Origin of the sequence: Streptomyces sp. NBC_00466 (assembly GCF_041433995.1) — a bacterium.
In the GTDB taxonomy this organism is placed as follows: Bacteria; Actinomycetota; Actinomycetes; order Streptomycetales; family Streptomycetaceae; genus Streptomyces.
This window is the reverse complement of sequence record NZ_CP107896.1, coordinates 1,147,501-1,171,080: the sequence shown is the minus strand read 5'-3', so window position 1 is coordinate 1,171,080 and position 23,580 is coordinate 1,147,501. Positions and strand designations below refer to the sequence as shown.

General features: G+C 69.3%; 20 protein-coding genes (1 of these 20 only partly in view). 9 read left to right on the top strand and 11 right to left on the bottom strand.

What is annotated here, in order from left to right:
* The first annotated feature begins 41 nt into the window (after window positions 1-41).
* Window positions 42-1,235: an MFS transporter gene (locus OG210_RS05070; RefSeq protein ID WP_328332030.1), complete on the top strand. Its 1,194-nt coding sequence runs from the start codon at window positions 42-44 to the stop codon at window positions 1,233-1,235.
* A gap of 79 nt (window positions 1,236-1,314) precedes the next feature.
* Here OG210_RS05070 and OG210_RS05065 read toward each other — a convergent pair whose 3' ends face one another.
* From OG210_RS05065 to ctaD, 9 genes are all read right to left on the bottom strand, one after another.
* Complete coding sequence (locus tag OG210_RS05065) at window positions 1,315-2,319, bottom strand: ABC transporter ATP-binding protein (RefSeq protein WP_328332032.1); 1,005 nt, start codon at window positions 2,317-2,319, stop codon at window positions 1,315-1,317.
* Window positions 2,316-3,380, bottom strand: a complete 1,065-nt coding sequence (locus tag OG210_RS05060) for an ABC transporter ATP-binding protein (protein ID WP_328332034.1) — start codon at window positions 3,378-3,380, stop codon at window positions 2,316-2,318. The genes OG210_RS05065 and OG210_RS05060 overlap by 4 nt, the downstream gene beginning before the upstream one ends.
* Window positions 3,377-4,282 (bottom strand): ABC transporter permease, encoded by a 906-nt coding sequence (locus tag OG210_RS05055; protein WP_328332036.1) that lies wholly within the window; start codon window positions 4,280-4,282, stop codon window positions 3,377-3,379. The genes OG210_RS05060 and OG210_RS05055 overlap by 4 nt, the downstream gene beginning before the upstream one ends.
* Window positions 4,279-5,349 carry an ABC transporter permease gene (locus tag OG210_RS05050; protein WP_328332038.1) on the bottom strand — a complete coding sequence of 357 codons (1,071 nt, stop codon included), beginning with the start codon at window positions 5,347-5,349 and terminating at the stop codon, window positions 4,279-4,281. The genes OG210_RS05055 and OG210_RS05050 overlap by 4 nt, the downstream gene beginning before the upstream one ends.
* 3 nt (window positions 5,350-5,352) lie before the next feature.
* Window positions 5,353-7,257, bottom strand: a complete 1,905-nt coding sequence (locus tag OG210_RS05045; protein ID WP_371535061.1) for an ABC transporter substrate-binding protein — start codon at window positions 7,255-7,257, stop codon at window positions 5,353-5,355.
* A 177-nt stretch (window positions 7,258-7,434) separates the two neighbouring features.
* Window positions 7,435-10,689 carry an SCO5717 family growth-regulating ATPase gene (locus OG210_RS05040; protein WP_371535059.1) on the bottom strand — a complete coding sequence of 1,085 codons (3,255 nt, stop codon included), beginning with the start codon at window positions 10,687-10,689 and terminating at the stop codon, window positions 7,435-7,437.
* A 310-nt stretch (window positions 10,690-10,999) separates the two neighbouring features.
* Entirely contained in the window at window positions 11,000-11,293 is a 294-nt protein-coding gene (locus OG210_RS05035) for a DUF397 domain-containing protein (protein ID WP_328332044.1), read from the bottom strand.
* Window positions 11,294-11,412: 119 nt separating this feature from the next.
* On the bottom strand, window positions 11,413-11,754 hold the full coding sequence (locus OG210_RS05030) for a hypothetical protein (protein ID WP_328332046.1): 342 nt from the start codon (window positions 11,752-11,754) through the stop codon (window positions 11,413-11,415).
* A gap of 57 nt (window positions 11,755-11,811) precedes the next feature.
* Complete coding sequence (gene ctaD / locus OG210_RS05025) at window positions 11,812-13,545, bottom strand: cytochrome c oxidase subunit I (RefSeq protein WP_371535056.1); 1,734 nt, start codon at window positions 13,543-13,545, stop codon at window positions 11,812-11,814.
* Between the two features lie 313 nt (window positions 13,546-13,858).
* Here ctaD and rpsO point away from each other — a divergent pair, with 313 nt between their 5' ends.
* The 5 genes from rpsO to OG210_RS05000 all read left to right on the top strand — a co-directional run bounded on the left by rpsO (window position 13,859) and on the right by OG210_RS05000 (window position 19,447).
* Complete coding sequence (rpsO, locus tag OG210_RS05020; protein ID WP_250297433.1) at window positions 13,859-14,149, top strand: 30S ribosomal protein S15; 291 nt, start codon at window positions 13,859-13,861, stop codon at window positions 14,147-14,149.
* A gap of 366 nt (window positions 14,150-14,515) precedes the next feature.
* Complete coding sequence (locus OG210_RS05015) at window positions 14,516-16,729, top strand: polyribonucleotide nucleotidyltransferase (protein WP_328335632.1); 2,214 nt, start codon at window positions 14,516-14,518, stop codon at window positions 16,727-16,729.
* Complete coding sequence (locus OG210_RS05010; RefSeq protein ID WP_328332050.1) at window positions 16,726-18,153, top strand: pitrilysin family protein; 1,428 nt, start codon at window positions 16,726-16,728, stop codon at window positions 18,151-18,153. The genes OG210_RS05015 and OG210_RS05010 overlap by 4 nt, the downstream gene beginning before the upstream one ends.
* A gap of 81 nt (window positions 18,154-18,234) precedes the next feature.
* Entirely contained in the window at window positions 18,235-18,990 is a 756-nt protein-coding gene (dapB, locus tag OG210_RS05005) for a 4-hydroxy-tetrahydrodipicolinate reductase (protein WP_328332052.1), read from the top strand.
* 4 nt (window positions 18,991-18,994) lie between these two features.
* Window positions 18,995-19,447, top strand: a complete 453-nt coding sequence (locus tag OG210_RS05000) for a tetratricopeptide repeat protein (protein WP_327294927.1) — start codon at window positions 18,995-18,997, stop codon at window positions 19,445-19,447.
* A gap of 60 nt (window positions 19,448-19,507) precedes the next feature.
* Here the strand turns inward: OG210_RS05000 and OG210_RS04995 are convergent, their stop codons facing one another.
* Complete coding sequence (locus tag OG210_RS04995) at window positions 19,508-20,068, bottom strand: hypothetical protein (RefSeq protein WP_328332055.1); 561 nt, start codon at window positions 20,066-20,068, stop codon at window positions 19,508-19,510.
* A 93-nt stretch (window positions 20,069-20,161) separates the two neighbouring features.
* Window positions 20,162-20,401: a hypothetical protein gene (locus OG210_RS04990; protein ID WP_328332057.1), complete on the bottom strand. Its 240-nt coding sequence runs from the start codon at window positions 20,399-20,401 to the stop codon at window positions 20,162-20,164.
* Between the two features lie 198 nt (window positions 20,402-20,599).
* Between OG210_RS04990 and thyX the strand changes: the two genes are divergently transcribed.
* The 3 genes from thyX to OG210_RS04975 all read left to right on the top strand — a co-directional run.
* Complete coding sequence (gene thyX / locus OG210_RS04985) at window positions 20,600-21,340, top strand: FAD-dependent thymidylate synthase (RefSeq protein ID WP_328332059.1); 741 nt, start codon at window positions 20,600-20,602, stop codon at window positions 21,338-21,340.
* Between the two features lie 178 nt (window positions 21,341-21,518).
* Window positions 21,519-22,418 carry a 4-hydroxy-tetrahydrodipicolinate synthase gene (gene dapA / locus OG210_RS04980; RefSeq protein ID WP_328332061.1) on the top strand — a complete coding sequence of 300 codons (900 nt, stop codon included), beginning with the start codon at window positions 21,519-21,521 and terminating at the stop codon, window positions 22,416-22,418.
* 108 nt (window positions 22,419-22,526) lie between these two features.
* Window positions 22,527-23,580: the 5' portion of a ribonuclease J gene (locus OG210_RS04975; RefSeq protein ID WP_328332063.1), read on the top strand. The gene runs 632 nt beyond the window's last position; only the first 1,054 of its 1,686 coding nucleotides appear in the window; it begins with the start codon at window positions 22,527-22,529; its stop codon lies beyond the right edge, outside the window.

The window sequence follows — 23,580 nt, the reverse complement described above, 5'->3', positions numbered from 1 at the left end:
AGATTAACCTCCGGCCCCGGCGCCCGGTCAGAATCCGGCGCATGCGCACCTACCGACAGCTCTTCGGAGCACCGGAGTTCACGCCGCTCTTCGTCTCCGTCTCGCTCCTGGGTGTGGGGACGACCGTCAGCGGCATCGCACTGGCCTCGCTGGTCTTCTCCTCCACCCACTCACCGCTGCTGGCCGCGCTGAGCATGTTCGGCGGCTCCTTCGCCCAGGCCGTCGGCGCGGTGGCGCTGCTCTCCGCCGCCGACCGGCTGCCGCCCCGGGCCGCGGAGACCGGCCTCGCGGTGATCGCCGCCGCGGGCACCGCTGTCCTCGCGCTCCCGGGGCTGCCGGTCCCCGCCACCTTCGCGGTGCTGTTCGGCCTCGGCCTGGCCGGCTCGGTGGGCGGCGGAGTGCGGTACGGCCTGCTGGCCGAGATCCTCCCCAAGGAGGCGTACGTCCTGGGGCGTTCGGCATTCAACATGTCCGCCGGGGTCATGCAGATCGCCGGATTCGCGGTGGGCGGTGTACTCGTCGCCGCACTGTCCCCGCGCGGCGCTCTGTTCGTCGCCGCCGCTCTCTCCCTGACCGCCGGGGCCGTCGCCCTCGGCGGGCTGAGCAGCCGGCCGGCCCGGTCGTCCGGCCGCCCCTCGGTCCGGGAGACCTGGCGCGTCAACCGGCTCATCTGGTCGTCCGCGCCGCGCCGGTACGTCTACCTCGCACTCTGGGTGCCCAACGGGCTGATCGTCGGCTGCGAGTCGGTCTTCGTGCCGTACGCGCCCGGGCACGCGGGGCTGCTGCTCGCGGCCGCCGCGTCCGGGATGCTGGCCGGGGACGTGGCAGTCGGCCGGCTCGTGCCGCCCCGCCGGCGGCCCCGGCTCGCCACCCCGCTGCTGCTCCTCCTCGCCGCGCCCTATCTGCTGTTCGCGGTGCGGCCGGGGCTGCCGCTCGCGGTGGCCGCCATCGTGCTCGCCTCGGTCGGGTACGGGGCGGGCCTGGTCCTGATGGAGCGTCTGGTGGAGCTGACGCCGGACGACATCCAGGGCCAGTCGCTCGGCCTGCACACCTCGGGGATGCTCACACTCCAGGGTGTGGGGGCCGCGCTGGCCGGCGCAGTGGCCCAGCACACGTCTGCCGCGACGGCCATGGCGGTGATGGCCGCGGCGTCCGTCGCCGTATCGCTGGCCCTGGTACCGGGGCTGCGGGCGGGGCCCCCGGCGCCCGGGGCCCCGGTGCGGACAGCTCCGTGACCGCACCGGCGCACCGCTTCGGGCGCACCGTCTCGGGAGGCCGCTCCCAGGAACACCGCCCCGAGAGCGAGGCGCCGCCTCAGGAGGCCGGCACGGTCCCCGCTGACTTCGGCGCCGCGGCCCAGTGGCACGCCACCGCGTCCGCCCCGCCGCCCGCCAGCACCGGCAGGTCCTTCGTACGGCAGGCGTCGGCGACCCCCGCACGCTCCGCTTCGCCCGAGGCGAGGATGTGGCAGCGGGCGTGGAACCGGCACCCGGACGGCACCCTGGACGGGTCCGGCGGCTCACCGGTGAGTACCACCGGATCGGTCGGGGCGTCCGGCATCACCGACAACAGCGCCTGGGTGTACGGGTGTTGGGGCGCCGTGAGGATCCGGTCCACGTCACCCATCTCCACGATCCGGCCGAGATACATCACCGCGACCCGGTCGGCGATGTTCCACGCGAGCCCCAGATCGTGGGTGACGACCAGGGCCGAGAGACCCAGCTCGTCCCGCAGCCGCAGCAGCAGAGCGAGGATCTCACCGCGCACCGACGCGTCCAGCGACGCCACCGGCTCGTCCGCCACGATCAGTTCGGGATCGAGCACCAGCGCCCCCGCGATCACCACCCGCTGGCGCTGACCGCCCGACAGCTCGTGCGGATACTTCAGGAAGAACCGCTCGGGGGGCCGCAGCCCCGCCCGGGAGAGCGCCTCGGACACCTTGGCCCGCTCGTCGCCCGTGAACCCGTGGATCCGCAGGCCCTCGGCCACCGCCTCGTACACGGTGTGCCGCGGGTTGAGCGAACCGCTCGGGTCCTGGAGCACCAGCTGGACGCGCTTTCGGTACGCCTTGAGGGCGCGGGCGGAGAGGTCCAGCGGCTCGCCCGCGAAGGCGACCTCACCGGACGTCGGCCGTACGAGTCCCAGCAGCGAGCGGGCGAGCGTCGTCTTGCCGCACCCCGACTCGCCGACCAGGGCCACGATCTCGCCGGGCCCGATGTGGAGGTCCACCCCGTCGACGGCGCGCGCCGGGGAGGCGCCGCGCCTGCCGGGGAAGGCGACCTCCAGCGCGGTGGTGCTGAGCAGGGGAGGGGTGGTCATGAGGTGCTCCTTGCTTCCTCGGCGCCGGGGTCCGCGACGGAGCCGTCACCCGGCGCGGCGACCGCGCCGTCACCGGGCTCCGCGACCGCGACCGCGCCGGTGCCCGGCTTCACGAGCAGACAGGCCGCCTGCCGCCCCGGCCCGGCGTCCCGCAGCTCCTGCCCGCTGGTCGCGCACTCGTCCAGGGCCACCGGGCAGCGCGGATGGAACGTACAGCCCGACGGCAGCGCGGCCGGGTCCGGCGGGTCACCGGGCAGCCCGCGCGGGGCACGCCGGGACGCGGGGTCGCCAATGCGCGGGAAGGCCCCGGACAGCGCGGTGCTGTACGGGTGCGCCGCAGCGGTGAAGACCTGCTGCGCCGGGCCCTCCTCGACCACCCGGCCCGCGTACATCACGGCCAGCCGGTCGCAGGTGTCGGCGAGCACCGCCAGGTCATGGCTGATCATCAGCAGGCTGATGTCCTGGTCCGCGACCAACTGCTCGATCAGCCGCAGGATCTGGGCCTGGATCATCACGTCGAGCGCGGTGGTCGGCTCGTCCGCGACGATCACCTGCGGGCCGCAGGCCAGCGCCATCGCGATCATCACGCGCTGCCGCTGCCCGCCGGAGAGTTCGTGCGGATAGGCCTCCGCCCGGTCCGCTGGCAGCCCGACCTGCTCCAGCAGCTCGCGGGCGCGTGCGCGGGCCGCGGCCGGGGTCGCCTGGTGGTGCACGAGCAGCGGTTCCGCGATCTGGTCGCCGATCCGGTGCACCGCGTTGAGGGAGTGCATCGCGCCCTGGAAGACGATCGAGGTGCCCGCCCACCGGACGGCCCGCAGCCGCCCCCACTTCATGGTGAGGACGTCCTCGCCGTCGAGCAGGATCTCGCCGCTCAGCGTCGCCGAAGCGGGCAGCAGCCGCAGCAGCGCCAGCGCAAGGGTCGACTTTCCGCACCCCGACTCACCGGCGATCCCGAGCTTCTGCCCGGCGCCGACGGTGAGGTCCACCCCGCGCACGGCGGGCACGGCGGACGCCCCTGACCCGTAGGTCACGTGCAGGTCCTTGATTTCGAGGAGGCTCAACGTCCCACCCCCAGCTTCGGGTTGAGCACAGCCTCCACGGCCCGGCCGCAGAGGGTGAAGGAGAGCGCGACGAGCGCGATGGCGATACCGGGGGGCGCCAGATACCAGAAGTGCCCCGATGACACCGCGCCTGCCTCGCGGGCGTCCTGGAGCATCCCGCCCCAGGAGATCACCGTCGGGTCGCCGAGTCCGAGGAAGGCCAGGGTCGCCTCGGTGAGGATGGCGGCCGAGATGCCCAGCGTGGTCTGCGCGAGCACCAGCGGCACCACATTGGGCAGCACGTGCCGGGTCATCACATGGCCGTGGCCGCCGCCGAGCGCCCTGGCGCGCTCGATGTACGGACGGGACTCCACGGCGATGGTCTGCGCCCGTACGAGCCGCGCCGTGGTCGGCCAGCTGGTGACGCCGATCGCCAGGATCACCGTCCAGACCGAGTGGTCGAGCACGGTCGCCAGCACGATGGCCAGCACCAGGGTCGGCATCACCAGGAACCAGTCGGTGATCCGCATCAGCACCGTCGCGAACCAGCCGCCGAAGTGGCCCGCGATGATCCCGACCAGGGTGCCGATGGCCACCGAGAGGGCGGCGGCCAGCAGCCCCACGGTGAGCGAGATCCGGGCGCCCCAGACCAGCAGGGCGAGCACGGACCGCCCGAACTGGTCGGTGCCGAGGGGGAACCTTCCGCTCGGATCCTCCAGCGCCGAACCGGGCGCCTTCGTCACACTCTGCACATCGCTGCCGACCAGCAGAGGCGCGGCCAGCGCGATCGCCGCGATGAGGACGAGACCGGCCAGCCCGAAGACCCCGGCCCGGTGGGTGCGGTACTGCTGCCAGAAGCGGGCCAGCGAGTCGCGCTGCCTGGCCCGGGCGAGCGAGCCCGCCGTCGGTTGTGCGGTCGTCATCGGCCCACCCTGGGATCGAGCAGCGGATAGAGCAGATCGGCGAGCAGGTTCATCACGATCATCGCGCCCGCGAAGACCACGAACAGCCCCTGCACCAGCGGCAGATCGGGCACGCTCAGCGCCGAGTAGAAGAGACCGCCGACGCCGGGCCAGGAGAAGACCGTCTCGACCAGGATCGAGCCGGCCGCCACATGCCCGAAGTTGATGAAGATCATGGTCATGGTCGGCAGCATGGCGTTGGGCACGGCGTGCCGGCGGCGCACGAGAACGTCGCGCAGTCCCTTGGCCCGCGCCGTCGTCAGATAGTCGCTGCCCATCTCGTCCAGCAGCGAGGAGCGCATCACCAGGAGGGTCTGCGCGTAACCGACCGCTACGAGGGTGATGACCGGCAGCACCATGTGGTGCGCCACATCGGTGACGTACGCGAAGCCGGACAGACCGCCGGACTCCATGCCGCCGGTCGGGAACATTCCGGGGATCGGACCGATGCCCACCGAGAACACGATGATCAGCAGCAGCCCGAGCCAGAAGGCGGGCACCGACCACAGGGTCAGCGCCACCCCGGTCGAGAGCCGGTCGCCGAGCCCGCCGTGCCCCCACGCGGAGCGGGTGCCGAGCCACAGGCCGAGCGCCGAGTAGATCACCACGGCGACACCGGTGAGCAGCAGTGTCGCGGGCAGTTTCTGCGCGATCAGCTGGCCGACGGGGGCGTGGAACTGGTACGAGGTCCCCAGATCGCCACTGAGCGCCTTGGTGCAGTACTGGGTGAACTGCTGCCAGACCGGCAGATCGAGCCCCATCTGCCTGCGCAGGGCGAGCAGCTGTCCATGGGTGACCGGGCGGCCGTGCGTCATCGTACGGACCGGGTCGCCCGGGATGATCCGGAACAGGAAGAAGCTGGTGACCAGGACGGCGAACAGCGAGACGGCCGCGCCGCCCAGCTTGCCCGCGACGTACAGCAGATACGCGGTCGCGTTACGGGTGCGGGGGCCGGACGGCCCGGTCTTGACCTGGACCGGGCCGTCGGCCGCACCCTCCGCGAGCGGAGTGGTGCTAGCAGCGCTCATGGGTTATTCACGGTCTTCCGCGGTGGAACGGCGGCGCAGGGCGACGAAGCCTCCGAGCCCGATGACGATGACTGCTGCCACGATGCCGATGATGAGCCCCGTCGAGGAACCCGACGACTTCGAGGCGCTGTGATCGGCGGGGACCGCCGACCACCAGCTCCAGTAGCCGTCCTGGCCCCAGATGTTGCCCGCCGCCTGGGGCATCGTGTCGATGGACTTGATCTGGTCGGTACGGTACGCCTCGACCGCGTTCGGATAGGCCATGACATTCATGTACCCGGTGTCGTACAGACGTGACTCCATCTGCTTCACCAGATCGGCCCGTTTGGCCGGGTCGTACTCGGCGGCCTGCTGGGCGTAGAGGCCGTCGAACTTCTTGTCGCAGATGAAGTTGTCGGTGGAACCGGTGTCCTTGGGCGTGGCGGGCAGCGCCGCGCAGGTGTGGATGGAGAGGACGTAGTCCGGGTCGGGATTGACCGAGTACCCGTCGAAGGCCAGGTCGTACTGGCCGGCCAGCCAGGGGTCGGAGACGTTGTCCAGACAGCTCATCCGGAGCCCGATGCCCAGCTTCCCCCACCACTCCTTCATGTACTGGCCGATGGCCTTGTCGTTCGGGTCGGTGGCGTGGCAGAGCAGCCGGAAGCTGAGCGGCTTGCCGTCCTTGCCGACGCGCTGGCCGCTGCCGTTCTTCTTGTAGCCCGCCTGGTCCAGCAGGGTCGCGGCCTTGGCGGGGTCGTAGGCGATCTGCTGGCTCGCGGACGGCTTCCAGAAGTAGCTGGAGAAGCGCGGCGGGATATAGCCGGCGCCCTGGACGGCATGGCCCTGGAAGACCTTGTCGATGATGGTCTTGGTGTCGGTCGCGGCGAACAGCGCCCGGCGGACCCGGGGGTCGAGCAGGGCCGGGTTGCCGTTGCCGATCTTCTGGCCGTTCCTGGCCTTGGCGCCCGGGTTGGTGGCGAGCGCGTAGAAGCGGCGGCCGGGGGCGTCGTTGACCTTGATGTTCTTCTCGGTCTTCAGGGCTGCGGCCTGAGCCGGGGTGAGACCCTGGACGAAGGAGACCTCACCCTTCTCCAGGGCGGCTACGGCGGCGTCGTTGTCCTTGTAGTACTTGAAGTCCAGCTCGTCGAACTTCGGGGTGCCCCGCCAGAACGTCCTGTTCGGCTTGAATTTCAGATACTGGTCGACCTTGTAGTCGGTCAGGATGAAGGGGCCGTTGCCGACGACCGGGAACTGCTTGTCGTTGTTGAACTTCGAGACGTCCTTGACGCTCTCCCAGACGTGCTTGGGCACGATCGGCACGTCGAGCGCGGTCATCGTGGCCTGAGGCTTCTTCAGCTGCACGACCAGCGTCTGCGGATCGGGGGCCGTGACCTTCTTGAAGTTCGCGGTGAAGCTGCCGTTGGCGGTGGCGGCCGCGCCGTCCGTCATCATCTTGTTGAACGTCCAGGCCGCGTCGTCGGCGGTGGCCTGCTGCCCGTCGGACCACTTGGAGTTCTTACGGATGGTGAAGGTCCACGTCAGCTTGTCGGCCGACGGCTTCCACGCGGTGGCGAGGCCCGGGACGGTGTGGCCGTCCTTGACGTCGTAGTTGGTCAGGTAGTCGTACATCAGGCGCAGCGCGGTGGTGGACACCAGACGCGTGGCGAGGAACGGACTCATCGAGTCGACGCTCTGATTGACGGCGACGGTGAGGACCTTCTTGCCACCGGAGCCGGAGCCGGAGCCGGAGCCTGAGTCGGCGTCAGCGGCGGAAGCTGCCTTGGCTGTTGCGGCGTGAGCCTGTTGGGGGGCCGGGTTCAGCGGGGTCGCGGCGGCGGCCACCAGGGCGAAGGCGGTCGCACCGGTGGCCAGAAGCAGACGGGAACGGGATCGGTGCTGGATTGTGCCGGTCGGAACTCTTCTGTCCATGGGCGTTGACCTCGCGTCAGGGTGAATCATGGAGTCGCCAGCTGGTGAAGCGAAGGTCTATCAGCGGTGGTTTAGACATGTCAACGGTCGTCAAGACCGTGCCTGGTCTGCACAAATGTCTGAAGGCCCACACCGTTCGCACGGTGTGGGCCTTCAGTGGTCTATACCCTTATCGCCTTACTGCTGAGGGGCCGGCGGTGCCTGCGGGGGCTGCTGCTGAGGCCATCCGGCGGGCGGCACGGGCCCCTGCAACTCCGGCTGACCGGGCTGACCTGGCTGGACCGGGGTTCCCTGCTGCGGCGGCTGGGGGAGCGGCTGTCCCGGCTGCTGCTGCCAGGGCTGCCCCTGCGGGGGAGGCTGGCCGGGCTGTCCCGGATGCCCCTGGCTCTGCTGGCCCTGCCCCGGCTGGCCTGGCTGCCCCGGCTGCTGCTGCTGCCAGCCCCCTTGCTGCGGCGGATAGGGCTGCTGCGGAGGCTGGCCCTGCGGAGGCTGCTGACCTCCGTAGGGCTGCTGCGGTCCTTGAGGTGCCTGCGGTCCCTGGGGCGGGTACGGCTGCTGCCGGCCGGGCATCGGCGGGGCCATGTGCGGAGGCGGGGCCTGGCCGCTGCCGGTCCACAACCCCTGTGCCTGCTGGGCGCGTTGGAAGTCCTCGGCGACCAGGGCGGAGAGGTTGAAGTACGCCTCGCGGGTCTTCGGCCGCATCATGTCCAGGTCGACCTCGGCGCCCGCCGACAGGTGCTCGTCGAACGGCACGACGACAACCGCACGGCAGCGGGTCTCGAAGTGCTGCACGATGTCGTCGACCTTGATCATCTTGCCGGTCTCGCGGACCCCCGAGATCACGGTGAGCGACCGGGCGACCAGCTCCGAATAGCCGTGCGCCGAGAGCCAGTCGAGCGTGGTGCTCGCACTGGAGGCGCCGTCGACGGACGGGGTGGAGACGATGATCAGCTGGTCGGCGAGGTCGAGTACGCCCCGCATCGCGCTGTAGAGCAGCCCCGTACCGGAGTCGGTCAGGATGACCGGGTACTGCTTGCCCAGGACGTCGATGGCCCGACGGTAGTCCTCGTCGTTGAACGTGGTGGAGACGGCGGGGTCCACGTCGTTGGCGATGATCTCCAGACCGGAGGGCGCCTGCGAGGTGAACCGGCGGATGTCCATGTACGAGTTGAGGTACGGGATCGCCTGGACCAGGTCACGGATGGTGGCCCCGGTCTCACGCCGTACCCGCCTGCCGAGCGTTCCCGCGTCCGGGTTGGCGTCGATCGCCAGGATCTTGTCCTGCCGTTCGGTGGCGAGCGTGGCGCCCAGTGCGGTCGTCGTGGTGGTCTTGCCGACGCCGCCCTTGAGGCTGATGACGGCGATCCGGTAGCAGGAGAGGACCGGCGTCCGGATGAGTTCGAGCTTGCGCTGCCGCTCGGCCTCCTCCTTCTTGCCGCCGATCTTGAAGCGCGAAGCACCGGCCGGACCGCTGCGACTGCTCTTCGTCTTCTGCTTGTTGCGGATCAGCCGGTCGGAGGACAGCTCGACGGCCGCCGTGTACCCCAGCGGCGCACCGGGAACGGAACGCTCCCGCTGATCATGGGCAACGGGCTGCGGCCACCCGGCTCCGGTGCGGGGGTCGACGGGGGCGCCGGGCTGCTGAGCCTGCTGGGGGTCCTGGGCCTGCGGGTTCTGCTGCGCGGGGAGGTTCGGGGCAGGGGCACCGGGCTGTGGGAAGCCGTAGCCGGATTCGGGCTGCTGCTGGGGCTGTTGCGCCTGGGGTGCCTGTGGCTGCTGGGCTGCGGGGAGGCTGGGGGCCGGCTGCGGGAATCCGTAACCGTCCTGTCCCTGCGGCGCCTGCTGCTGCGGGAACCCATATCCGCTGTGCGGAGGCTGAGGTGTCTGGGGCGTCTGAGGTGCCTGGGGCGGCAGCGGCTGCTGCGGGAACCCGTAACCAGGCTGCTGGGGCGCGGGGAGGCTGGGGGCGGGCTGCGGGAATCCGTAACCGTCCTGTCCCTGCGGAACCTGAGCCGGGGGAGGTGCGCCCGGCGTCTGCTGCTGGGGCTGCTGTACCTGCTGAGGGGCGGCAGGCCCGGGGGTCCGCGGGAATCCGTAACCACCCTGATCGCCGGCCGGCTGGGCGGTCTGCGCGGGCCAGGACGGCTGGGCCGGGGGAGCCACCGGACCGACCGCGGGCGGACCCTGGGGCTGCGGCTGGGGCGGCCCCGGGTACGCCTGCGACTGGTCGGCGCTCGGCGTGCTCACCGGCCACTGCGGAGCGGGCGGCGGCGCGGCGGGCTGGAACGCGGGCGGCAGCGGCGGCAGTTCACTCTGCGGCGACGCGGAAGGCGCGGGCGCCCAGGGCTGGGCGGGCGCGGGAGGCGCGTCCTGCGGCTCCGGGTCGTCCGGAACGTGCGGCGGCACCGCGTCCTCGACCGCATCGGTGGGCGCGGGTACGGCGTCGACGGGCTCTCCGGCGGGCCCGGCCGCCGCTCCGGACTCCGACCCGAAGCCACTCCGGCTGTCAGCGCCGCGCGGAGTGCCGGGCAGGTCGAACGAGGCGGCGACATCCGCGAACGCGTCGGACCGGTAGGGAGCGGAAGACCCGCTGGACGTTCCGGCCGTCGGAGCGGGGGCGGGCGGGGTGCTCTCCTGCCCGGTGGCCGGAGGCGCCTCGGGCCGCTCCCGTGCGGCCTTCGCGGCCGCTTCGAGCTTCTCGAACTCACGCTTCAGCGCGGCGGGGGAGAACTTCATGGTGGCCGCGCTCTCCACCTCACCCCCACCGAACGCCTCGGCTGCCTTCTCGTGCGCAGCCTTGGGGGCCGGTTCCGCTGCCGGTTCCTGGTCCTGGACGACCGGTGCGATGGGCTCGGACGCGGGCTCGGGCTCATCTCCCGCATCGGACGCGGAATCACCGTACGACTTCGGGGTGGATTCCGTATCGGTCCCGGACTCCGGCTCCTGTCCGGGCTCGTGAACCTCGTCCGATCCGCGCATCAGGTCCCGCCCGGACACCGCGTCCGCTCCTGGCGCCGCGTCAGTATCCGGATCCGCTGGACGTCCGGTCCCCGTCTCCGGTGCTTCGGTCTCCGGCTCTTCCTTCTCCGCAGCGGCCGGCGTCGGGCTCCAGTTCGGCTGGAACCCACCCGTCAGCGGCAGCCCCGGCACAGCCGCGGGCCCACCGACAGGACCGGTGGGCTGCACCTGAGGCACCTGAGGCACCTGAGGCACCTGAGGCACCTCGGGCCGAGGCGCCGGCGGAGCGGGCGGCGGGGAAGTGGGAGCGGCCGGTGCCGGCTCCTTGGCCTGAGCGTCCGAAGCGTTCTGCGTGTACCAGGCGGGAGGGGTGTAGTCGATGGTGAACTCACCCGTCTCGGCGGGATCCGCGTCGGACTGATCGTCGACGGGTGTGTTCGGTCCCCCGCGAATCTCGTCCCGATCGCTGTTCACAATGCCTCCCGCTGGTGTGCTCTAGCACCCTCGTGCCGTAGTGGATGGGGGGCGACCGTTGTCGTCCGATCCGCCTGGCTCTCCCCGTGAGGACGCGAACACCCCGTTTGCGGGTTCTCGCCCGTGCCCCCGTCCCAGCCTAATCACCATTCGTACCGGCACGGCATGACGGAGTGCCCCGTCGGGCGTGACCTTTACGTCAAGGGGCGCCCGAAGCAGGCCCTGTTGCGCCACAAGGCATCGGTCATAACGGAAGGAAGGGGCCAAAAGCCGCCCAAAATCGTCCGTCGCGGTCGCCCCCGGCCCCTGCCTACTCCGCGGCGCTCGTGGTCCCGCCGTTGTGCGGTGCGGGCTCCAGGTCGAATTCGCCGTCGCGGGCGCCCAGCACGAAGGCGCGCCATTCCGCTTCCGTGTAACGCAGCACTGTTCCGTGGTCGACGGACGACCTCATGGCCACAGCCCCGTCCGGCAGATACGCGATCTCGACCCGCTCCTCGTGCTCCGAGGTGCCGGGCGCGCCCTGCCACTCGACACCGGAGATGTCGAGGGCGTAGAGCTCTTCCTTCTCGCGTTCCTTGCGGTCCTTGTCGTGTGCGTCAGCCATGGCTGCCCGGTCCCTTCACCACGTACGAACAAGCTGTTCGCTCACCCTACTTGGCGGGACCGGTCCCGCTCATGGGTTCCGGACGACGCGGATCCGGGACGGCAGAGGGCGCTGCCGGGTCACCGGCTGAGCAGCGCGATCGCCGTATACGTGCCGCTCACCGCACCGACGGCCATCACCGTCACCGACACGCAGCGCCGCTTCAACTGCTCATAGCGCGCGGTGTACTCGCCGCGCAGCTCGGCCGCCCGGTCGGAGATCCGTACGAGCACGGCCCGGGAGACGGCCACCCGGTCGGCGGTGTAGACGCGTTCCACATCGTCCCGCTGGGCGGTTGTCAGCCAGGGCAGCTGGCCGGCGAAGTGGGCAGCCTGCCGCCGGGCCTCCTCCAGTTCCGCGCTCCACAGCAGGTACCCCTCGATCCGCACGAGACCGCGCGCGGTGTCCTCGTCGGTTGCCACGCCTTCTCCTCGCCGTCCCTTCCGCTTCGCTTCTTCTTCTCCTCTTCTCTCTCTGTGCTACTCGTCCCCGGTGCCCGTGGAGGAGGAGGGGGTGGAGGTGGCCGCCGCGTGCCCCGCTGCTTCGAGAGCGTTGACCGCGGGGTAGTGGAGGTCGAATGCCGGGCCCTCGGAGCGGATCCTCGGGAGGGTCGTGAAGTTGTGCCGGGGCGGCGGGCAGGATGTCGCCCATTCGAGCGAGCGGCCGTAACCCCACGGGTCGTCGACCAGGACCGGCTTGCCGTACTTGGCGGTCTTCCAGACGTTGTAGAAGAACGGCAGCAGCGAGAGCCCCAGCAGGAAGGAGCTGATGCTCGAAATGGTGTTCAGCGTGGTGAAGCCGTCAGCGGCGAGGTAGTCCGCGTACCGCCGGGGCATACCCTCCGCGCCCAGCCAGTGCTGCACCAGGAACGTGCCGTGGAAGCCCACGAAGAGCGTCCAGAAGTTGATCTTGCCGAGCCGCTCGTCCAGCATCTTGCCCGTGAACTTCGGCCACCAGAAATAGAACCCGGCGAACATCGCGAAGACCACGGTCCCGAACACCACGTAATGGAAGTGCGCGACCACGAAGTACGAGTCGGACACATGGAAGTCCATCGGGGGCGAGGCCAGGATGACACCGGTCAGACCACCGAAGAGGAACGTGACCAGGAAGCCGATGGCCCAGAGCATCGGCGTCTCGAAGGACAGCGACCCCTTCCACATCGTGCCGATCCAGTTGAAGAACTTCACACCGGTCGGCACCGCGATCAGGAAGGTCATGAAGGAGAAGAACGGCAGGAGAACACCGCCGGTGACGAACATGTGGTGGGCCCACACCGTCACCGAGAGACCGGCGATCGAAATCGTGGCCCCGACCAGGCCGATGTAACCGAAGACCGGCTTGCGGGAGAACACCGGAATGATCTCGGTGACGATCCCGAAGAACGGCAGCGCGATGATGTACACCTCCGGATGCCCGAAGAACCAGAAGAGGTGCTGCCACAGCAGCGCCCCGCCGTTGGCCGCGTCGAAGACATGGGCGCCGAACTTCCGGTCCGCCTCCAGTACGAGCAGCGCGGCGGCCAGTACGGGGAAGGCCAGCAGCACCAGCACAGCGGTGAGCAGTGCGTTCCACACGAAGATCGGCATACGGAACATCGTCATGCCGGGGGCGCGCATGCAGATGATCGTGGTGATGAAGTTGACCGAACCGAGGATCGTGCCGAAGCCCTGGAAGGCCAGCCCCATGATCCACAGGTCCGCGCCGACCCCGGGGGAGTGGACCGTGCTGGTCAGCGGGGAGTACGCGAACCAGCCGAAGTCGGCAGCCCCGTCCGGGGTGAGGAAGCCGCCCATCACGATCAGTGCGCCCAGCAGATACAGCCAGTAGGCGAAGAGGTTCAGCCGCGGGAACGCCACATCGGGTGCCCCGATCTGCAACGGCATGATCCAGTTGGTGAAGCCGATGAACAGCGGCGTCGCGAACATCAGCAGCATGATCGTGCCGTGCATCGTGAACGCCTGGTTGAACTGCTCGTTCGACACGATCTGCGTACCGGGCCGCGCCAGCTCGGCACGCATCAGAAGCGCCATCACGCCGCCGATGCAGAAGAAGGCGAACGATGTGGCCAGATACATCGTGCCGATCGTCTTGTGATCGGTCGTGGTCGCCCAGCTGACGATGACGCTTCCGGGACGCCTGCGGCGTACCGGTACCTCGCTGTCGTAATCGTCATCGGACGTGGGTGAATCCTCGGTGGCCCTCGTCGTCACTGCGGTGCTCCTGCTGCTGTGGTCGCGCCCTGACGGGCTGGACAGCACAGGAGCATGGCGCAGCTCACGCCGCAGGGATCTGAGGCGGCGTGGCGTGGCGCGCGGCTTGAGCCATTCGGGTCTACGGGCGGGAGCCGGGGCACGGGCCGGCCGACTCGGAAAGGCTGATACGCTGTGTGACGGCCGTCTGTGTACGCGCCTCCGGATGACCTGGAGGCTGCGCCCAGCGGATCCCCGCCTCCCGAGTTACGGAAGCTCCCCAGCGTATTCGACCTGGGGCACTCGGTGGCCTGAAGACTCACGAGGAGTATGCGTGTCGCTCGACGCCGCTACGAAGAAGCAGATCATGACCGAGTTCGGCCAGAAGGAAGGCGACACCGGTTCCCCCGAGGTTCAGGTCGCCATGCTCTCGCGCCGCATCTCGGACCTGACTGAGCACCTCAAGATGCACAAGCACGACCACCACTCCCGCCGGGGTCTGCTGATCCTGGTCGGCCAGCGTCGCCGCCTTCTCCAGTACCTGGCCAAGAAGGACATCCAGCGCTTCCGTGCGCTGGTCGACCGCCTCGGCATCCGCCGCGGTGCGGCCGGCGGCGCCAAGTAAGAACGTTGTGCGAGGGAGCGGGCCCCATTTCCTGGGGACCGCTCCCTTTGCCGTACGTGCGGCTCTGTACGTGCGGAACCCGGACCGGGCTCAGTAATCTGGGTGTGCACGGCAGTACCGAACGCTGCGGTACCGAATACCGCAGTACGGAACACCGCAGTACGTAGAACCGCAGTACCGAATGCTGCAGTACCGAACGAGGGGAAGCGCCCTCCAGCCGCCGCCGGTCCTCGGTAGTGGCCCCCGGGAAACATCACCCGGGTGCTTCGATCGAAGACCGGCCCCGCAACCATGGAGCGCTTCTCCGCCCCGTTCCCCGCCACACGGGCTGGGGGACGAAAGACGACGAGTATGGAGAAAACGCTAGTGGAGAACGAGACCCACTACGCCGAGGCCGTTATTGACAACGGAACCTTCGGCACCCGCACCATCCGCTTCGAGACGGGCCGCCTGGCCAAGCAGGCCGCCGGCTCCGCCGTGGCGTACCTGGACGACGACACCATGGTGCTGTCGGCCACCAGCGCTTCCAAGAAGCCCAAGGACCAGCTCGACTTCTTCCCCCTCACGGTGGACGTCGAGGAGCGGCAGTACGCGGCCGGCAAGATCCCCGGCTCCTTCTTCCGCCGCGAGGGCCGCCCCTCCGAGGACGCGATCCTCACCTGCCGTCTGATCGACCGGCCGCTGCGCCCCTCCTTCAAGAAGGGCCTGCGCAACGAGATCCAGATCGTCGAGACGATCATGGCGCTCAACCCCGACCACCTGTACGACGTGGTCGCGATCAACGCCGCCTCCTGCTCCACGATGCTGGCCGGCCTGCCCTTCTCCGGCCCGATCGGCGGCACCCGCGTCGCTCTGATCAAGGGCCAGTGGGTCGCCTTCCCGACGCACACCGAGCTCGAGGACGCCGTCTTCGACATGGTCGTCGCGGGCCGCGTGCTCGACGACGGCGATGTCGCGATCATGATGGTCGAGGCCGAGGCCACCGAGAAGACCATCCAGCTCGTCAAGGACGGCGCCGAGGCCCCGACCGAAGAGGTCGTCGCCGCCGGTCTGGAAGCCGCGAAGCCCTTCATCAAGGCGCTCTGCAAGGCCCAGTCCGACCTCGCCGCCAAGGCCGCCAAGCCCACCGGTGACTTCCCGGTCTTCCTCGACTACCAGGACGACGTCCTGGAGGCGCTCACCGCCGCGGTCAGGACCGAGCTCGCCAAGGCGCTCACCATCGCCGGCAAGCAGGAGCGCGAGGCCGAGCTGGACCGCGTCAAGGAGATCGCCGTCGAGAAGCTGCTCCCGAAGTTCGAGGGCCGCGAGAAGGAGATCTCCGGCGCGTACCGCGCGCTGACCAAGTCCGTCGTGCGTGAGCGCGTCATCAAGGACAAGGTCCGCATCGACGGCCGCGGCGTCACGGACATCCGTACGCTCGCCGCCGAGGTCGAGGCCATCCCGCGCGTGCACGGCTCGGCGCTCTTCGAGCGTGGTGAGACCCAGATCCTGGGCGTCACCACCCTCAACATGCTCCGCATGGAGCAGCAGCTGGACACCCTCTCCCCGGTGACCCGCAAGCGCTACATGCACAACTACAACTTCCCGCCGTACTCCGTCGGTGAGACCGGCCGCGTGGGCTCGCCCAAGCGCCGCGAGATCGGCCACGGAGCGCTCGCCGAGCGCGCCATCGTGCCGGTGCTGCCGACGCGCGAGGAGTTCCCGTACGCGATCCGCCAGGTCTCCGAGGCGCTGGGCTCCAACGGCTCGACGTCCATGGGTTCGGTCTGCGCCTCCACCATGTCCCTGCTGAACGCCGGTGTGCCCCTCAAGGCCGCCGTCGCCGGTATCGCCATGGGCCTCATCTCGCAGGAGATCGACGGCAAGACGCACTACGTCGCCCTCACCGACATCCTCGGTGCGGAGGACGCCTACGGCGACATGGACTTCAAGGTCGCCGGCACGAAGCAGTTCGTGACCGCGCTCCAGCTCGACACCAAGCTCGACGGCATCCCCGCCTCGGTCCTGGCCGCCGCGCTGAAGCAGGCCCGTGACGCGCGCCTCCACATCCTCGACGTGATGAACGAGGCCATCGACGTCCCGGACGAGATGTCCCCGAACGCCCCGCGGATCATCACCGTCAAGATCCCGGTGGACAAGATCGGTGAGGTCATCGGCCCCAAGGGCAAGATGATCAACCAGATCCAGGAGGACACCGGCGCCGACATCACGATCGAGGATGACGGCACCATCTACATCGGTGCCCAGCAGGGTTCGCAGGCCGAGGCCGCGCGCACCACGATCAACTCGATCGCCAACCCGACCATGCCGGAGGTCGGCGAGCGTTACCTGGGCACGGTCGTCAAGACCACGACCTTCGGTGCGTTCGTGTCGCTCATGCCGGGCAAGGACGGCCTGCTGCACATCTCGCAGATCCGCAAGCTCGCCGGTGGCAAGCGTGTGGAGAACGTCGAGGACGTGCTCGCGGTCGGCTCCAAGGTCCAGGTCGAGATCGGCGAGATCGACTCCCGCGGCAAGCTCTCCCTCGTCCCCGTCATCGAGGGCGAAGAAGACGAGAAGAAGGACGACGCCGACAAGTGACGTCCCGTAGTTCCGCGACGACGGCCCGCACCTCTTCGGAGGCGCGGGCCGTCGCCCGTACCCAGAGCCACCTCACGGACGAGAACAACAGCAGTGCATTCAAGGACGGAAACGTGAGCCACGCCGGAGCACAGTCCAGCGACACGGTCCGCAGGACCGTCCTCCCTGGAGGTCTGCGCATCGTCACCGAGACCGTCCCCTCAGTGCGCTCGGCGACTTTCGGGATCTGGGCGAACGTCGGATCCCGGGACGAGACGCCGTCCCTCAACGGAGCCACCCACTACCTGGAACACCTCCTCTTCAAGGGCACCGCGAAGCGCAGCGCCCTCGACATCTCCGCCGCGATCGACGAGGTCGGCGGCGAGATGAACGCCTTCACGGCGAAGGAGTACACCTGCTACTACGCGCGGGTCCTGGACAGCGATCTGCCGCTGGCCATAGACGTCGTCTGCGACATGCTGACCGGTTCGCTGATCACCGCAGATGACGTCGAGGCCGAGCGCGGCGTCATCCTCGAAGAGATCGCGATGACCGAGGACGACCCCGGCGACGTCGTGCACGACCTCTTCGCGCAGACGATGTTCGGCGACACCCCCCTCGGCCGCCCGGTTCTCGGCACCGTCGACACCGTCAACGGGCTCAGCCGCAGCCAGATCGCCCGCTTCTACAAGAAGCACTACGACCCCACGCACCTCGTCGTCGCCGCCGCAGGCAACATCGACCACGACACAGTGGTACGCCAGGTCAGCGAGGCCTTCGAGCGCGCGGGCGCGCTGTCCAGGACCGACGCGGTACCGGTGGACCCGCGCACCGGCTCCCGCACCCTGCGCTCCGCGGGCGGCGTCGACCTGCTGAACCGCAAGACCGAGCAGGCGCACATAGTCCTCGGGATGCCGGGCCTGGCCAGGACCGACGACCGGCGCTGGGCGCTCGGCGTCCTCAACACCGCACTCGGCGGCGGCATGAGCTCCCGTCTCTTCCAGGAGGTACGGGAGAAGCGCGGCCTCGCCTACAGCGTGTACTCGTACACCTCGGGCTTCGCCGACTGCGGGCTCTTCGGCATCTACGCGGGCTGCCGCCCCAACCAGGTCCACGACGTCCTGAAGATCTGCCGGGACGAGCTCGACCGGGCCGCGAGCGAAGGCGTGACCGACGAGGAGATCCGCCGCGCCGTCGGCCAGCTCGCCGGTTCCACGGTGCTCGGTCTGGAGGACACCGGGGCGCTGATGAACCGCATCGGCAAGAGCGAACTGTGCTGGGGCACCCAGATGTCGGTCGACGAGATGCTGGAGCGGATCACCGCGGTCACCCCGGACGAAGTCCGCGCGGTCGCTCACGACATATTGGGACAGCGCCCCTCGCTGTCGGTGATCGGGCCGCTGAAGGACAAGCAGGCCGACCGCCTCCACGAAGCGGTCTCCTGAGCTGAACCGCCTGTAGCCCAACCGTCTGTGAAACGCGTCAGCCAAGGCGCGTGAAGCGCGAGCGATGAAGGAAGAGCAAGCATGAGCAGCAAGCTGCGCGTCGCGGTCCTCGGCTCCCGGGGCCGTATCGGCTCCGAAGCCGCACGGTCCGTCGACGCCGCCGAAGACCTGGAACTGGTCGCCGCCCTCGACCGCGGCGACGAGCTGGACGCGCTCACCGCGTCCGGCGCCCAGGTGGCCATCGACCTGACGCACCCCGACGCGGTGATGGGCAACCTGGAATTCTGCGTACGCAACGGAATCCACGGCGTCGTCGGCACCACGGGCTGGACCGACGACCGCCTCGCGCAGCTCCGCTCCTGGCTCGCCGGCTCCCCGGAGACCGGCGTCCTCATCGCCCCGAACTTTTCCATCGGCGCCGTGCTGACCATGACGTTCGCCCAGGCGGCAGCGCGCTTCTTCGAGTCCGTCGAAGTGATCGAGCTGCACCACCCGAACAAGGCGGACGCCCCGTCGGGCACCGCGCAGCGCACCGCTCAGCTCATCGCGGCCGCACGCGACAAGGCCGGCTGCGCCCCGCAGCCGGACGCCACGAGCACCGCACTGGACGGTGCCCGCGGCGCCGACGTCGACGGCGTCCCGGTGCACTCCGTACGGCTGCGCGGCCTCCTGGCCCACCAGGAGGTGCTCCTCGGCGGCGAGGGCGAGACCCTCACCATCCGCCACGACTCCCTGCACCACAGCAGCTTCATGCCGGGCATCCTGCTCGGCGCGCGCCGCGTGGTGACCACCCCCGGCCTCACCGTCGGCCTGGAACACTTCCTCGATCTGAGCTGACCCGATGCGCGCAAAGATCACCTACCTCGTCACGGCCGCCGTCCTGGTCTTCTACTTCGTCCTGGTCGGCAGCCGGGGCGTGCTGCTCATCGAGAACGGCACGCTGCTCACGGTCACCTTCGGCGTGGCGGTGCTGATCCTGCCGCTGATCGGTATCTGGTTCCTCTGGAAGAACACCCAGTTCGTCCGGCGGGCCAACCGGCTCGCCGCCGAACTGGACGCCGAAGGCGGCCTGCCCGTCGACGAGTTGGTGCGTACGCCCAGCGGCCGGATCGACCGCGACTCGGCCGACGCGGTCTTCGTCCGCCGCAAGGAGGAGACCGAGGACAGCCCGGACGACTGGCGCTGCTGGTTCCGCCTCGCGGTCGCCTACCAGGACGCCAGGGACACCCCGCGCGCCCGCAAGGCCATGCAGCGGGCCATCGCCCTGCACGCGGGCAGGCCCGTCAGTATCTGACGGGCCTGCGGGTCGCCGGGGGACATCCGCCCGGCCGGACTGACGATCCCGGCGGCCCGCTCAGCCGAGCCGGTACTCCGCACCCCACGCCTCGACCGTGTCGGCTGCCCGGTCGAAGGCCTCGTGGCGTGCCAGGAAGTCGGCACTGTGGTCGGTGAGCAGCGGCGGAAGCTGCTGACCGTCCCGCTGTACGAGCAGGAGCGCCTCGCCCTGCACCGTGCGCGGCAGCCCCAGCCAGCGGACCGGCTGCTGCACCGTGCGTACGGCCGCGGTACGGCCCCAGGGCACGGTGACCGTCTTGAAGAAGCCCACCCGCCGTACTCCGTGCCTGCTCACCCAGGTACCCATCCGCAGCAGCCGCAGGGCGCAGCCGACGACCACGAGGCCGAGTACGAGGGTGACGCCCGCACCCGACACCGCGCCGGCGAAAGCGATGATCATCGCCGCCAGCAGGATGAACGAGGCGAGCAGCAGAAGCACAGCTGCCGCCCCGACCCGCCAGGGTCCTGGGCGGTAGGGGCGGCGCCACTGGTCATGATCGTCGAACGGCAGCGCGACGTCGTCGGCGTTCTCGGCAGCTGCGTCAAACGCGCGGTCGGCCGTCAGGAAAGGCAGGGGCACGACTGATCCTCACTCACAAGCACGCTCGATTGGCTGTGCCCGGTGAGGCTACCGATGCGATCATCGCCCGACCACCCCAGGGGTCCGGACGAGTCAGTGGTCGTGCGCGGCTTCGGACTGATGTGTCTGTGCCGGCGTCTGATCGGCTGCCAGAGCAGGCAGACCGAACAGTACCGAGCCTGCGAGGCCCGCGACGACGGTCAGGCCGACCAGCACACGGCCGGCCAGCTGGGAGGTGTTGGGGCGTTGACGGGGCGGCGGTTCGATGTTGCTACGGAAGCGGTCTGCGTCAGCGACGAATGCGAACGGGACGGCCTCTCGCCGGCGGAACATAGGGGCACTTCTCCTTGGATCACGAGACTTTCGGTTCCACTCTGGTTCCACTGATTCAGACGTCCGGAGCCGCCGATCGGTGCCCGATTTCCACGAACAAGCAGAACTTTTCTGCTGACGGTTCGTCCGGTCCTGGTTGTCGGTGCCGCGCCGTAGAGTGGGCGCCGCCCGAGCGATGCAAATGGAAGGACCCCGCCGGTGAGTGACACTCCCACCTCAGACCCCAAGCCGAGCTTCCGCAGCGACGTCACCGTCGAGCTGGTGAAGCACAGCGCGAGCGACTCGGACGTGCTGTGGGCGGCCCGAGTCTCCACGGCGGGTGAACAGTCCCTCGAAGAGCTCCGGAAGGACCCCGAGCGCTCCAAGGGCCTCATCAACTATCTGATGCGGGACCGGCACGGCAGCCCCTTCGAGCACAACTCGATGACCTTCTTCATCAGCGCCCCGATCTTCGTGTTCCGCGAGTTCATGCGGCACCGCGTCGGCTGGTCGTACAACGAGGAATCCGGCCGCTACAGGGAGCTGGAGCCGGTCTTCTACGTACCGGGAGACTCCCGCAAGCTGGTCCAGCAGGGCCGCCCCGGCAAGTACGAGTTCGTCGAGGGCACCGCGGCCCAGCAGGAGCTCACCGGCCGCGTCATGGAGGACTCCTACCGGCAGGCCTACGAGGCCTACCAGGAGATGCTGGCCGCCGGTGTGGCCCGCGAGGTGGCCCGGGCGGTGCTGCCCGTCGGCCTGTTCTCCTCGATGTACGCGACGTGCAACGCCAGGTCGCTGATGCACTTCCTCGGCCTGCGTACCCAGCACGAGCTGGCGCGGACGCCGTCCTTCCCGCAGCGGGAGATCGAGATGGTCGGCGAGCAGATGGAAGAGCACTGGAACAAGCTCATGCCGCTGACCCATGCGGCCTTCAATGCCAACGGACGGGTCGCCCCATAGGGCACGCATGTGCGACTGGGCCGCGTGAGGTGTCCGGATTGCACCCTTTGGTGAAATTCATCTAGGCTGATCAAACGGACCCGGCACTGCTTGAACCCCCGAGCAGGCAGTGCCGGGCTCCGTAGCTCCCGTCCCCCGAGGGGACGCGGCGAACGCAGCAGCGAGTAGCGTGGTACCCATGGCTCCGATCTCCACTCCGCAGACCCCCTTCGGGCGGGTCCTCACCGCCATGGTCACGCCCTTCACGGCGGACGGCGCGCTCGACATCGACGGCGCGCAGCGGCTTGCCACCCATCTGGTGGAAGCAGGCAATGACGGCCTGGTTGTCAACGGCACCACCGGCGAGTCCCCGACCACCAGCGACGCGGAGAAAACCGACCTCGTGCGGGCGGTACGGGAAGCGGTCGGAGACCGTGCTCACGTCATCGCGGGCGTGGGCACCAACGACACCCGGCACAGCCTGGAGCTGGCCCGAGCGGCCGAGACCGCGGGCGCGCACGGCCTGCTCGCTGTGACGCCGTACTACAACAAGCCGCCGCAGGAGGGCCTGCTCCGGCACTTCACCGCCATCGCGGACTCCACCGGGCTGCCCGTCATGCTGTACGACATCCCGGGCCGCAGCGGTGTGCCGATCAACACCGAGACGATCGTCCGGCTGGCCGAGCACCCGCGCATCGTGGCCAACAAGGACGCCAAGGGCGACCTCGGCCGCGCCAGCTGGGCCATCGCGCGCAGCGGCCTGGCCTGGTACTCCGGCGACGACATGCTGAACCTGCCGCTCTTCTCGGTCGGCGCGTGCGGATTCGTCTCCGTCGTCGGCCATCTCGTCACCCCCGAGCTGCGAGCCCTCCTCGAGGCGTACCTCGCGGGCGACGTCCAGAAGGCGACCGAGATCCACCAGCGTCTGCTGCCCGTCTTCACCGGTATGTTCCGGACGCAGGGCGTGATCACGACGAAGGCCGCGCTGAGCCTCCAGGGCCTGCCTGCCGGGCCGCTCAGGCTCCCCCTGGTGGAACTTGCCCCTGAGGAAACGGCCCAGCTCAAGATCGATCTTGCCGCCGGCGGGGTAGAACTTTAAACACAGACTTCACAACTGAATACGCAAGATCACTCTGACAACTGCAAGTGCACGAATCATGCGCGCCACGTGCCTCAGGTACGTGGCGTGTGTGGTGAGGAGAGTCTTTTGAGTCATCCGCATCCTGAACTCGGCGCACCGCCGAAGCTTCCGAAGAACGGCCTGCGTGTCACCCCGCTCGGCGGTCTCGGCGAGATCGGCCGGAACATGACGGTCTTCGAATACGGAGGCCGGCTGCTGATCGTCGACTGCGGCGTGCTCTTCCCCGAGGAGGAGCAGCCGGGCATCGACCTGATCCTGCCCGATTTCACCACCATCAAGGACCGCCTCGACGACGTCGAGGGCATCGTGCTCACGCACGGCCACGAGGACCACATCGGCGGTGTGCCCTATCTGCTCCGGCTGAAGCCGGACATCCCGCTGATCGGCTCCAAGCTGACGCTGGCCCTCATCGAGGCGAAGCTCCAGGAGCACCGGATCCGCCCGTACACCCTCGAAGTCACCGAGGGGCAGCGCGAGCGCATCGGCGTCTTCGACTGCGAGTTCATCGCGGTCAACCACTCCATTCCCGACGCCCTCGCGGTCGCGATCCGCACCCCCGCGGGGATGGCCGTTGCCACCGGCGACTTCAAGATGGACCAGCTGCCGCTGGACGGCCGCCTCACCGACCTGCACGCGTTCGCGCGGCTGAGTGAAGAGGGCATCGACCTTCTCCTCTCGGACTCGACGAACGCCGAGGTCCCCGGCTTCGTGCCGCCCGAGCGCGACATCTCCAACGTCCTGCGCACGGTCTTCGCGAACGCCCAGAAGCGCATCATCGTGGCGAGCTTCGCCAGTCATGTGCACCGCATCCAGCAGATCCTGGACGCGGCCCACGAGTACGGGCGAAGGGTGGCGTTCGTCGGCCGCTCGATGGTCCGGAACATGGGCATCGCCCGCGACCTGGGCTACCTGAAGGTTCCCGCGGGTCTGGTCGTCGACGTCAAGACGCTCGACGACCTTCCGGACGACGAGGTCGTACTGGTCTGCACCGGCTCGCAGGGTGAGCCGATGGCCGCCCTCTCGCGGATGGCCAACCGCGATCACCAGATCCGGATCGTCCAGGGCGACACCGTGATCCTGGCCTCTTCGCTCATCCCGGGCAACGAGAACGCGGTCTACC

Bases quoted from the DNA above. Each gene is read 5' to 3' on its own strand.
- OG210_RS05000 (WP_327294927.1), top strand. From the start codon at position 18,995: ATGCGCGCAAAGATCACCTACCTCGTCACGGCCGCCGTCCTGGTCTTC.
- dapB (WP_328332052.1), top strand. From the start codon at position 18,235: ATGAGCAGCAAGCTGCGCGTCGCGGTCCTCGGCTCCCGGGGCCGTATC.
- OG210_RS05065 (WP_328332032.1), bottom strand. From the start codon at position 2,319: ATGACCACCCCTCCCCTGCTCAGCACCACCGCGCTGGAGGTCGCCTTC.
- OG210_RS05035 (WP_328332044.1), bottom strand. From the start codon at position 11,293: ATGGCTGACGCACACGACAAGGACCGCAAGGAACGCGAGAAGGAAGAG.
- OG210_RS05050 (WP_328332038.1), bottom strand. From the start codon at position 5,349: ATGAGCGCTGCTAGCACCACTCCGCTCGCGGAGGGTGCGGCCGACGGC.
- OG210_RS05055 (WP_328332036.1), bottom strand. From the start codon at position 4,282: ATGACGACCGCACAACCGACGGCGGGCTCGCTCGCCCGGGCCAGGCAG.
- OG210_RS05045 (WP_371535061.1), bottom strand. From the start codon at position 7,257: ATGGACAGAAGAGTTCCGACCGGCACAATCCAGCACCGATCCCGTTCC.
- OG210_RS05070 (WP_328332030.1), top strand. From the start codon at position 42: ATGCGCACCTACCGACAGCTCTTCGGAGCACCGGAGTTCACGCCGCTC.
- OG210_RS04990 (WP_328332057.1), bottom strand. From the start codon at position 20,401: ATGTTCCGCCGGCGAGAGGCCGTCCCGTTCGCATTCGTCGCTGACGCA.
- dapA (WP_328332061.1), top strand. From the start codon at position 21,519: ATGGCTCCGATCTCCACTCCGCAGACCCCCTTCGGGCGGGTCCTCACC.